The organism is Mycobacterium sp. AT1, from assembly GCF_002043095.1.
GTDB lineage: Bacteria > Actinomycetota > Actinomycetes > Mycobacteriales > Mycobacteriaceae > Mycobacterium.
Genome location: NZ_MVOC01000007.1, coordinates 1 through 11918, shown reverse-complemented (window position 1 = coordinate 11918; position 11918 = coordinate 1). Strand labels below are relative to the sequence as shown.

The window sequence follows — 11918 nt, the reverse complement described above, 5'->3', positions numbered from 1 at the left end:
CGATACGTGCTCAGCCCGCGTTGCGCGTGTCTGGCGCCATTACAGCCGAGCGCCACGCCAGGGGATTGAGCTCTCGGTACGGATCGTCGTCGCGGATCCCTTGCAGGTCCGACAACGTGCTCTGCAGTTCGGTCTGCACCCGCTCCTTGACCGCGGCTACCCACTCCTGCTCGGAGGCGCGTTCCGGTCGGGTGGTGGCGATGGGCGCGCCGAAGCGCAGATAGCTGCGGCGCGGTCGCGGGATCAGCGTGGGGCCGATCCCGTGCAGGGGTGGGAAGGCCATGTCCTTTCGGCCAGTGAGGCGTTCACTCATCCATTCACTGACCTGACCCCACCGGCTGTCGCGGGCGACGAAGCTGCTCAGGACATCGTCACCGCCGACGAGCGCGGCGGGGACGATGGGGTAGTCGTGCTCGACGGCGCAGCGCGCAAAGCCATACCGGTTGTGCCAGCGAAGCGTGTATTCCTCGCCCTTGAATTTGGGCATCTCTCGACCCCCACCGGGGAACACCAGGATCGTTTCATCGGCGCGCATCAAATCACTCGCGTTCTCGGGTGACCCGACGACTGCACCGTATGCAGTGAACAGGGGCGCCGGCCGCCCGTTGCGCGCCAGCTGACGATCGGCCAGTGGGCGCACCTGCGTGCCAATGGTCTTGCGTACGAAGTAGGGAATCAACACGATCTCGTTGAGACCGAACTGAGTGTGGTTGCCCACCAGAAGGAATCGACCGTCGGCGGGCAGGTTGTCCAATCCGTCGACGTACGGTTTGTACAAGTCCATCAGCGGCCAGAGGTGGTCGGCGGTTGCGGCGAGCGTTCGGCGCCACATCTGAACCCGCGGGTCGGCCCCCGGGTTCACATGGCCGCCCGAAGGGCTGTCACGGTGTCGAGGTCATCCAGGGCGTCGACGGTTCGCCGAAGTCCCTCGAGAGCGATCGCCTCGGATTGCATTCCGCCAAGGCCGGCGGTGGTCAGCGAGGAGACGAAGGCATACGCGGCGGCCTGGCGGTATCGGAGCCACAGGTCGTCACGTCGGAGCTCAGGACCGCCTGCAGCCGCCAGGGATTGGCGGTAGACCTCGAGTACGTCGCGTTCGCGGTCGCGGCGTGCGGCCGTGGTCATGCCAAAGATCATGGCGTAGGCAAGGTCTCGCGCCGGATGGCTCACACGGAGGACTTGCCAGTCCAGCAGACCCGCCTGGCCATTGCGAAAGTAGGTGTTGCCCGGGTGAGGGTCGCCGTGCACGAGGGTCTGTGGCCCGTGGTCGATGACGTGGGTGACGGCGCGATGGTTCTCCCAGATGAAGCGGCCCGACATCACCGGAACCGCCGTCCGCTGGGTAAGCCTGCGTGCGGAGAGCTTCATGATGGCGGGCACCAGTGTCTTGTTGGGATCCTCGGATGGCGACCACGACCATTCGGGCCGGCGGCTGGCGCCCGTCGAGAACTTGTCGAAGAAGGTCCCGTGTACGCGTCCGAGAAGCTCCGCGAGCAGGTGTGTCTCATTCTCGTCGTGAGGATGGACGACGTCAGGGAAGCGGCACGGCGCTCCGGCGGTCAGGTCTTCCAGGACGATGACGAATCTGCCGGTCAACGAGTCGAATTCAGCACCAAAGGACTGCGGCACCGCACCGGGAAGGGCACTGGCCAGATCGCGGTAGAACCGTGCCTCGTTCTCGCCGAGTCGGGCGAGTTCGCCGAGCATCCTGGTGTTCGTGTCGGCGGCAGCCATCTTGACGAACACCGATTCTGGGACGTCGATGCCGGTAAGGCCGAGCCGCGATCGCGAGCTGGTTCCCTTCGTGCCGTCGAGTATTCGTACTCCTGACACGTGGCGTCCCGTGATGGTCGACATTGCGCTGGCATCGAGGTCCTCGACACGTCGCGGAAAGGGCCGTCGATCGCCCACCACCGCGTCGGTGAGCAGGCGTCGTGTGCTTCGTCCAGCCAGGAAGCTCAATTGTAGTAGAGGATGGCGGACGCGACTGCCGGTCGCCGCGACGTCGTCGACTGGCGAGCGTGGGGTCCTCACTTGAGCGCCGCCGTGACTCGATAGAAGAGCGGCCAGCTGCTCGCGAGAGAGTCGATGGACCGTCGTTCGACGGTGTGAAACCCGGCCTCGCTGAGCAGGTTCGGCAACCGGTCGGAGGCACGGTAACCGCTTGGTGTGCAGCGCGCGAGTATCCCGCACGGGTCCCGGGGCAGAGGTGCGGGTTGAATGATCGACCCGATGACGACCGCGCCGCCGGGTGCGAGCACGCGATGAAACTCCGCGAGTGCGGCGGGCTGGTCGAGGAAGTGGAACGCCGTCGAGGAGGTGACGGCATCCACCGACCCATCGGGCAACGGCAGGTGCTCTGCGGCGCCGCTGAGCCAGTTGACGGCTGAGGAGCGCCTTCTCGCGTTGGCCAGCATCCCCTCCGACGGATCGATTCCGGACACGTCGTCGGTCGAGAGCGTGGATTGGATGCGCGCGGTGAGAATTCCGGTGCCGCAACCGACGTCGAGGATTCGGCGCGACCCGCGGTTGGCCAATTCCTCGAGGATGGCGTCCTGTGCGGGTTGGTAGAACCGACGCTGGATCCATGGGGTGTCATATCCCCGGGAAACGACGTCGAACAACCGGGTCACGTCTTTGGGGGACGATGCTGGCGAGTTCGCCATGGTGGAGTCCTTTCCGATGCCGCCTGCCGGTGTGCCGGGGAATCCGGCTGCTGGCAGCGCAGACGACGGTCCATCATCAGGTTACACGGTGTTACCAGTCGGTTGCAGGGGTGAGTGGAGTCCCTGATCACACGGTTCGCTTACCTGCCCGAGTCCGTTGCGGACGGGTCTTGGTGTCCGGGGCGGGGGTCAGGTGTCGACGCCATACGTCGACGATGAGATCGATGGATGCCTGGATCAGTTCGGGGTCATCGGGGCGGCCTACGACTTGCGATCGCTGAACCAATCCGATGATCGAGTTGCCCGCGGCGAAGACATTGGTGGCGAAGTCCAACTCCGGACGCACGGATCCATCGGACTGGCCGTCCCGGAACGCCATTCCGATCTCTTCGGCGCCGTAGCCCTGCTCGCCTTGCGTGGGCCCCAGTCCTGCGCGACGGAACGTGTAGTCGAAGTAGTTGACGAAGCGGATCAACTCGGGGTTTTGGCGGCCGACCGTGGCGAAGTAGGACAGCATCCCGAGGAATCGTTCGCGTCCGTTGGGTGCGTCGGTGACCGAATCGCTGGCGAGGGTGGTCATCTGCCGCTGGACCTGGTCCTGGGTGTACATCAGCGCTGCGCTCAGCGTGTCGAAGTACTTGTAGAACGTCTTGCGGCTGATTCCCGCGAGTTCGACCACTTCGGTCACGTTCAGTGGGTCACCGTGCGCATTGGCGACCGCGGCGATGACTGCCTTCGCGATGTCGTCGCGTTGCTGATCACGGAAGCCAGTCCACCGCTCGCTGCGGGCGTCCATTTTCAGCCCACCGTCCCGGCGACGCCACCGCTATCAGCTCTCACAGTCAAACTCCTTCGCCCTCAGGCTAGCCCGGCCGTCCACGCCGGTTCGGCGCCGTGCCCGTCTCGGTGTGTCGTGACGTGTGATCACGCCCACCCATTGTTGACGACGACGGGACCGCGTCCTACAGTCGAATTAGTGGTTACAGAGTGTTACCACTAAAAGATCCGGACGGCCATCCGGACGCGACCCGTCCGCTCAGCCGTCGATCTACCGCAGAACGTCGATGACACAACGGTTTCGACGTCCACCCGCGCCGTGTCGCGGGCGAGACGTCCTACCGCCTGGAGTGAGGAGCAGACATGGGTGAGAGATTGACCGGACGCGTCGCCATCGTGACCGGCGCAGGAAACGGCGTCGGCAAGGCATGCGCGCTGTCACTTGCCGCCCAGGGTGCACGCGTGGTGGTCAACGACCTCGGCACCACCGCCGGCGGCACCGGCAAGAGTTCGGCAGCCGCTGACGCCACGGTCGCCGAGATCATCGCCGCAGGCGGGCAAGCCGTGGCCAACTACGACTCGGTCGCCGAACCGCAGGGTTGCGCCAACCTGGTCAAGACCGCCGAGGACGCGTTCGGACCCGTCGACGTCGTGCTCGCCATCGCCGGCGCGGTGCTCGATGGCCAGATCACGATCGACGACGACAAGTACCAGGGTCTGATGAACTTGTTTCTGGGTCAGAAGTTCTGGCTGGCCCGCCTGACGGTGCCCGGCATGGTCGAGCGCGGCTACGGCCGATTCGTCTCCGTCGCGTCGGAGGGCGCCCGCGGCGGTGTGGGCAACCCCATCTTCGCCGCAGCAATGGGCGGCACGATCTCGATGATGAAGGGTCTGGCGACCGAACTCGCCGGCACCGGGGTCACGGCGAACGTCTTTGCGCCCGGCGCTTCCACTCGGACCTACGAGATGATGCTGCCCGAATTGGAGAAGGCGCACACCGAGGGTCGGCTGTCCGATGAGATGTTCGCCGCGGCGAAGAAGGGCCCGGGACCGGTGGAGCATGTGCCGCCGATCGTGACGTGGCTATGCACAGAGGAGGCGGCGGCCGTGTCAGGCAAGGTCTTTCACTCAGGCGGCGGACGGGTCAGCGTCTGGTCGGAGTACGAGGATCGCAACACGATCACCAAGGGCGACCCCTACGAGAACGACCCGTACACGCTCGAGGAACTCGACGAACTGATCCCCAACACGGTACTCAGCTAGCGCTTGGCCACCCCCAACACACTCTCGAAAGGACTCACCATGGCCACCGACGCCGTCTCCGACACGAAGAGCCGCATCGACGATCTCCGCAACACCGATGCGCAATTCGCCGACGCCTTCCCGCTTCCTGCCGTGGTCGAGGCGGTGAGCAAGCCGGGGCTGCCGGTGTCGAAGATGCTGGCCACGGTGATGGAGGGTTATGCGGACCGCCCCGCCGCCGGACAGCGGGTGCGCACGCCAGTCACCGACGACGCCACCGGGCGCACGACGTTCGAGCTCCGGTCGGAGTTCGAGACGGTGACCTACGGCCAACTATGGGCCCGAGCATCGGCCTTGGCTGCTCAGTGGCATCACGACTCGACCGATCCCCTCGTGAGCGGAGACGTGGTCGCACTACTCGGGTTCACCGGCATCGACTACACCACCGCCGAGTTGGCCTGCATTCACTCCGGCGCGGTGTCAGTACCCCTGCAGACCAGCGCGTCGGTGTCCCAGCGCGCCGCGATCGTCGACGAGACGCTCCCGAAGATCCTCGCGGTCGGCATCGACTACCTCGCCGGCGCCGTGGACGTCGTGCTGGAAGCTGCCACGCCACCGGCGCGGGTGGTGGTCTTCGACTACGACGCGCGTATCGACGACCAACGAGACGGGTTCGACGAGGCTGCACGGCGTCTCGCCGAGGCCCAGAGTCCGGTGCGCCTCGAGACGTTCGAGTCCGTCGTGCGCCAGGGCGTGGAGCAACCGGCGGCTCCGCTGTTCGTACCGGAGGAAGGGGAGAATCCCCTTGCCACACTGACCTACACGTCCGGCAGCACGGGCACGCCGAAGGGCGTGATGGGCAGCGAGCGCACCTTCCGGGGCATGTGGCTGGGTCAATCACCGATTCCGTCGATCACACTGAGCTATCTGCCGATGAGCCATTCCTACGGCCGCTCGCAGGTGTTCTCGTCCCTCGCCAACGGCGGCACGGTCTACTTCACCGCGCGCAGCGACATGTCGACGCTGCTCGCCGATTTCACGCTGGTGCGCCCGACGATGGTGAGCCTGGTGCCTCGCATTTGCGAGATCGTGTTCCAGCGCTACCTCAGCGACGTGGACCGCTACGCCGGCAACGAATCGGATCCGGCCGCCATCGAGGCGGAGGTCAAGACGAGGTTGCGGGAGGAGGTGCTCGGTGGACGGGTGCTGTCGGCGTTCTGCGGATCCGCGCCCCTGCCCAAGGAGACCGAAGCCTTCATGGAGTCGACCCTGGGCGTGCACCTGACCATCGGGTACGGCGCCTCCGAGATCGGCAGCGTCCTGATCGACAGCCAGGTGCAGCGTCCGCCGGTGATCGACTACAAACTCGTCGACGTCCCCGAACTGGGTTACTTCAACACCGACAAGCCCCACCCCCGGGGCGAATTGCTGGTCAAGACAGAGCAATTCATGGACGGTTACTACAAGCGCCCGGAGTTGAGCGCGGAGATGCTCGACGAGGACGGCTACTACAAGACCAGCGACATCATGGCCGAGATCGGCCCCGACCAGTTGGTGTTCGTGGACCGTCGCAACAACGTCGTGAAACTGGCCCAGGGTGAGTTCGTCGCCGTGTCCCGGCTGGAGTCGCTGTACACGATGAGCCCACAGATCGCCCAGATCTACGTCTACGGCAGCGGTGAACGGTCCTACCTGCTCGCCGTCGTGGTGCCCAGCGACGACCTGATCACACAGCTGACCGATGACGAGAACGCCGACCGCGTGCAATCGGTCATCAGTCGGGCGCTACAGCGGATCGCCGCCGACAACGGCCTCAACGGTTACGAGGTCCCACGCAAGGTAATCATCGAGACCGAACCGTTCAGCCAGGAGAACGGGCTGCTGACCGGAATCGGCAAGCTGCAACGACCAAACCTCAAGGCGCGCTACGGGGATCGCCTCGAGTCGGTGTACTCCGAGTTGGCCGACGATCAGGTCAACGAGACCAAGGCGCTGCGCACCGGTGGTGCGGACCGACCCGTCATCGAGACGGTCACCCGCGCGGTTCAGGCGCTGCTCGGCCTGTCCGCCGCCGACGTCGACGCCGATTCCCGGTTCGGCGACCTGGGCGGTGACTCCCTGTCGGCGTTGAGCTTCTCCAACCTCTTGGAGGACATCTATGGCATCGAGGTGCCCGTCGGGGTCATCATCAACCCGGCCAGCGACTTGACCCGACTGGCCGAGTACATCGAGACGCAACGCTCCTCCGGCGTCACGCAAACCACCTTCGCGTCGGTGCACGGCGCGGGCAGTACTGAGGTATACGCCCGCGACATCACCCTCGACGAGTTCATCGACGCGGACACGTTGACGACCGCTCGATCGCTGCCGGCTCCCGACGGCACCACCGATACCGTCCTGCTCACCGGTTCCACCGGATTCCTCGGTAGTCGGTTGACGCTGGAATGGCTACAGCGTCAGGCTGATTGCGGCGGCACGCTGATCTGCATCGCCCGTGGCAGCGACGCTGCACAGGCACGCGAGCGCATCGAATCCGCGTTGGACAGCGATCCGGAGCTGATCGACACGTTCCGAGCGCTGGCCTCCGAGAACCTGGAGGTGCTCGCGGGTGACCTCGGCGAACCCCGGCTGGGCTTGGACGAGGCCACCTGGAACCGATTGGCGCACACCGTGGATCTGATCGTGCACCCCGCCGCGCACGTCAATCACGTCCTGCCATACAACCAACTCTTCAACGCGAACGTCGTCGGCACCGCCGAGCTGATCAGGTTGGCGTTGACCGTCAAGCTCAAGCCCATCAACTACGTGTCCTCGATGGGCGTGACCACCCTGCACAACGAAGTCATCGCCGAGGACGCCGACATCCGCGAGGCCGTATCCGTCGCCAAGCTCGACGACGGATACGGCAACGGGTATGCCCTGACGAAGTGGGCGGGCGAGGTCCTGATGCGTGAGGTCAACGACTGGTGTGGATTACCGGTCGCGGTGTTTCGCTCGGGGATGATCCTCGCCGACCGGAAATACGCGGGGTTGTTGAACGTTCCCGACATCTTCACCCGATTGTTGCTGACGGTCGTCTCCACCGGGATCGCCCCCGAGACGTTCTACGCCGCCAATGGTGCCGACGGGCGCCCGCGCGCCAACTATTCGGGGTTGACCGTGGACTTCCTGGCCGAGTCGATCGCCGACCTCGGCGTCGACATGACAGAAGGGACGTTCCGCACGTACAACACCGATGGCGGCTACGACGACGGTATTTCCCTGGACACCATCGTGGACTGGGTCATCGAAGCCGGCTTCCCGATTCAGCGCGTCGATGAATACGACGAGTGGGTCACCCGCTGCGAAACCGCCATGCGGGGACTGTCCGAACAGCAGCGTCAGCATTCGCTGATCAACGTGATGGACGCCTATCGCCATCCCCAACAGGTTGCTGCCGGCAGTGCAGTACCCAGCGGTCGATTCCAGGCGGCATTACACGCGGTCGGCCTCGAACCCCCGCACATGTCAAAGACGTTGATCGACAAGTACATCAACGATCTCAAACTGCTCCACCTCGTGTAACCACCCATTCGATGCGGCGTCTCCTACCGGCCCGACCGGGTCTCGCGAGGCGCCGCATCGTCATGAAAGCGGAGACCACCTTGAACGCCGTCGACTTCACCAACCAGACCACTCTCATCACCGGCGCCAGCTCCGGCATTGGCGCCGCCTTCGCCCGCAAGCTCGCCGCCCGCGGTTCCAACCTCGTCCTCGTCGCCCGCCGAGCAGACCGCCTGTGCACCCTCGCCGAAGAATTGGACGCCGCCCACGGGGTCGCCATAGACATCGTGGCACTGGACCTGGCCACGGGGTCACCCGGCACCCACCTCGCAGCCGAGCTCGCGGCCCGTGGGGTGTCGGTAACCAGTGTCATCAACAACGCCGGGTTCGCCACCACGGGCCTGTTTCACCTGGAGGAACCCGAGTCGTTGCAGCGGGAGATCGCCGTCGACGTTGCCGCGGTGGTCGACATCAGCCACGCGTTCATCGAGCCGCTCCGGGCTGCGGGAGTCGGAGTACTGGTCAACGTTGCCAGTGCCGTTGCCTATCAACCATTCCCGGGCATGGCGGTCTATTCGGCCAGCAAGGCGTTCGTCCTGCACTTCACCGAAGCGCTGTGGCAGGAATCCCTCGGCACCGGACTGCGCGTGATGGCGCTGTGTCCCGGCGCCACGCGTACCGAGTTCTTCGACGTCTCCGGTACGAAGGCTCCCGGCGCCGGTGTCCACACGCCGGAATTCGTTGCGGGCTACGCCCTGCGGGCACTTGATTCACGACGCCCCCCGCCAAGCCTGGCGGTGGGCAGGCTCAACAAGGTGGCGACGGTCATTCCTCGCCTGCTGGGTCGCCGCGCCCTGGTTCAGCTCAGTGCGCGGCTTGCCGCAGCGTCACTGAAGGACTCCAGCTAGTCGTGGCACCCGTGCCACGGCCGCGGAAGCCTCGAGAGGAAGAAGTGACCGCAATGAGCCGGCCGTCCCCCTCCGCGTTGACCGTTCGACACGGTGGTGCGGACCGCACCTTCACGCCGGGTCAGGACGTGTTCGTCGGGCGCGACCTGCGCGCCGACGTTCGCGTCGTCGACCCGTTGGTGTCGCGGGTACATCTGGTTCTGCGGTTCGAGCACGCCATCGGATGGATCGCCTTCGACAACCGGAGCCTCAACGGGGTCTTCGTCGACGGTCGGCGGGTCTCTTCCGCGGAGATCCGCGGTGTCAGAACGATCGACCTGGGTGCGCCCGACGGACCTCGATTGCTGTTCGAGAGTGACCGACCAGAAGAGCTCTCGGGCCCGACGCCCCCGACGACCCCGATCCGTGCCGGGCAATCCGTCGTTGGGACGAACGACGATCAAGCCGAGGCGCCGTCATCGAACGCGGCGACGCGCATGATGAACGTCGCGCGCCCCAATCGAACTGGGATGGCAGGGAGCGGTGAGTCGATCACGATCGGTCGCGCTCAGGACAACGACGTCGTCGTCCCAGACGTCCTCGCCTCCCGTCACCATGCGACGCTCATCGTCACGGCGGCCGGACCCGAGATCCGCGACGCCCGCAGCATCAACGGGACGTTCGTCAACGGAGTGCGGGTCGAGAAGGCCCCCCTGCGGGACGGCGACGTGGTCACCATCGGCAACGTCGACCTGACCTTCACCGCAGGCACGCTCATCCGCCGCACCGAGACCGAATCAGCCACCCGCACCGGTGGACTGGACGTCCGCGGGGTGACATGGACGATCGAGACCAACAAGACTCTGCTCGAGAACATCTCACTGACGGCGCGCCCCGGCACGCTGACCGCCATCATCGGTCCCTCCGGGGCGGGAAAGTCGACGTTCGCCCGACTGGTCGGTGGCTACACTCAGCCCACCGCCGGGACCGTGACCTTCGAAGGTCACGACGTGCACGCGGAGTACGCCAACCTGCGGAGCCGGATCGGAATGGTGCCCCAGGACGACGTCGTCCACGGTCAGTTGACGGTGCGACAGGCGCTGCTATACGCCGCGGAGTTGCGACTTCCGCCGGACAGCACGCCCGACGACCGTGAGCACGTCGTCGCGCAGGCACTCGAAGAGCTCGAGATGACTCAGCATGCCGAAACGCGGGTCGACAGACTCTCGGGTGGACAGCGCAAGCGGGCGTCGGTGGCACTCGAATTGCTCACCGGCCCATCGCTGTTGATCCTGGACGAGCCCACCTCCGGTCTGGATCCGGCGCTGGATCGCCAGGTCATGACCATGCTGCGCCAACTGGCCGACGCGGGCCGCGTCGTCCTGGTGGTGACACACTCGCTGACCTACCTCGACGTGTGCGACCAGGTGCTGCTGCTCGCGCCTGGCGGCAAGACCGCATTCACCGGAGCGCCCAACCAGATCGGCGCCGCGATGGGCACCACGAACTGGGCTGACATCTTCAGCACCGTCGCCGACGATCCCGAAGGCGCACACCGCCGGTTCCTGGGCCGGCACGGACCGCCACCGCCCCAGCCCCCGGCCGGTGAACCCGCGGATCTCGGCAAGCCGGCGCGCACCAGCATCCGACGCCAGTTCTCCACGATCGTCAGGCGCCAGACTCGACTGATCGTCGCCGACCGCGGCTACTTCGCCTTCCTGGCCGCACTGCCGTTCATCATGGGTGTCTTGGCTTTGGCGGTGCCCGGCACGACCGGGTTGGGCACCCCGGATCCGCGGGGGGACGCCCCCAACGAACCCGGTCAGATCCTGGTGCTTCTCAACGTCGGTGCCATCTTCATGGGCACGGCACTCACCGTCCGAGACCTGATCGGTGAGCGGGCCATCTTCCAACGCGAGCAGGCTGTCGGTCTTTCGACCACGGCGTATCTACTGGCGAAGGTCAGTGTCTACACGGTCTTCGCCGTCGTCCAGGCGGCCATCGTGACCGTCATCGTCGTCGTGGGCAAGGGTGCTCCCACCCAGGGTGGGGCGGTTCTCGGATCACCCTCGCTGGAACTGTTCGTCGGGGTCGCGGCCGCCTGCGTTGCGTCGGCGATCGTCGGGCTTGCGCTGTCGGCTCTCGCGCAATCCAGCGAGCAGATCATGCCGCTGCTCGTCGTGGCGATCATGTCCCAACTCGTGTTCTCCGGCGGGATGATTCCGGTGACCGACCGCGCCGTCCTCGACCAGATGTCGTGGGTCACCCCAGCTCGCTGGGGATTCGCCGCCTCGGCCGCCACAGTGAACCTGATCGATCTGGTACCGGGCCCACTCACCCCCAAGGACTCCCACTGGGAACACACCAGCGCAGCGTGGCTGTTGGACACGGCAATGTTGGCCGCAATTAGCGCGGTTTACCTCAGTTTCGTGCGATGGCAGATCCGGCTAAAACGTGGGTAATCGACTGTTTCTTAGCGGATTACGTCCGCGGCGCCGACTAACGAACCAACCCTCGTCGTACCGCGGTTGGATGGAGACCTGATGCCCGGAATCGGCGATGCGGACACGGCCGGCAACCCCGTGCCCGTGGACGCGGCCGCCGTAGAGCACGTTGTGGTCCTTCTGCGGGAGCGGCTCTACGGTGCCATTTCATGCCTGGCGACGCTGGCAGTCCTCTCCCGCCACGCAGACGCCGACACCGACGCATGGGAACTCGTCCTCGACGTCGCCTTGGCGTCGGGCGGTTTATGGGCCGCCAGCCTGCTCGCGCACTGGGTGTCCCACCTGGCCGTGCACGGCCA

At 65.7% G+C, this 11918-nt stretch carries 8 protein-coding genes and 1 pseudogene; 5 read left to right on the top strand and 4 right to left on the bottom strand.

Going from position 1 to position 11918, the window contains the following annotated elements:
- Window positions 1-10: 10 nt before the first annotated feature.
- The 4 genes from B1790_RS03210 to B1790_RS03195 all read right to left on the bottom strand — a co-directional run bounded on the left by B1790_RS03210 (window position 11) and on the right by B1790_RS03195 (window position 3462).
- The gene (locus B1790_RS03210; protein WP_369832276.1) at window positions 11-784 is read right to left on the bottom strand and encodes a lysophospholipid acyltransferase family protein; all 774 of its coding nucleotides are present in this window, start codon (window positions 782-784) and stop codon (window positions 11-13) included.
- A 74-nt stretch (window positions 785-858) separates the two neighbouring features.
- Window positions 859-1833: a phosphotransferase family protein gene (locus B1790_RS03205; RefSeq protein WP_233164909.1), complete on the bottom strand. Its 975-nt coding sequence runs from the start codon at window positions 1831-1833 to the stop codon at window positions 859-861.
- A 197-nt stretch (window positions 1834-2030) separates the two neighbouring features.
- Complete coding sequence (locus tag B1790_RS03200) at window positions 2031-2666, bottom strand: class I SAM-dependent methyltransferase (protein ID WP_079921771.1); 636 nt, start codon at window positions 2664-2666, stop codon at window positions 2031-2033.
- A 127-nt stretch (window positions 2667-2793) separates the two neighbouring features.
- Window positions 2794-3462, bottom strand: a complete 669-nt coding sequence (locus tag B1790_RS03195) for a TetR/AcrR family transcriptional regulator (protein ID WP_079921770.1) — start codon at window positions 3460-3462, stop codon at window positions 2794-2796.
- A gap of 344 nt (window positions 3463-3806) precedes the next feature.
- Between B1790_RS03195 and B1790_RS03190 the strand changes: the two genes are divergently transcribed.
- The 5 genes and pseudogenes from B1790_RS03190 to B1790_RS03170 all read left to right on the top strand — a co-directional run.
- Window positions 3807-4706, top strand: coding sequence for an SDR family NAD(P)-dependent oxidoreductase (locus B1790_RS03190; protein ID WP_079921769.1), 900 nt, complete (start codon window positions 3807-3809; stop codon window positions 4704-4706).
- Between the two features lie 39 nt (window positions 4707-4745).
- Window positions 4746-8249: a carboxylic acid reductase gene (car, locus tag B1790_RS03185; protein WP_079921768.1), complete on the top strand. Its 3504-nt coding sequence runs from the start codon at window positions 4746-4748 to the stop codon at window positions 8247-8249.
- A gap of 62 nt (window positions 8250-8311) precedes the next feature.
- Window positions 8312-9136, top strand: coding sequence for an SDR family oxidoreductase (locus B1790_RS03180; protein WP_079921767.1), 825 nt, complete (start codon window positions 8312-8314; stop codon window positions 9134-9136).
- A 53-nt stretch (window positions 9137-9189) separates the two neighbouring features.
- Window positions 9190-11577 carry an ATP-binding cassette domain-containing protein gene (locus tag B1790_RS03175; protein ID WP_079921766.1) on the top strand — a complete coding sequence of 796 codons (2388 nt, stop codon included), beginning with the start codon at window positions 9190-9192 and terminating at the stop codon, window positions 11575-11577.
- 81 nt (window positions 11578-11658) lie between these two features.
- Window positions 11659-11918: pseudogene (locus B1790_RS03170) on the top strand (hypothetical protein); the annotation flags it as partial.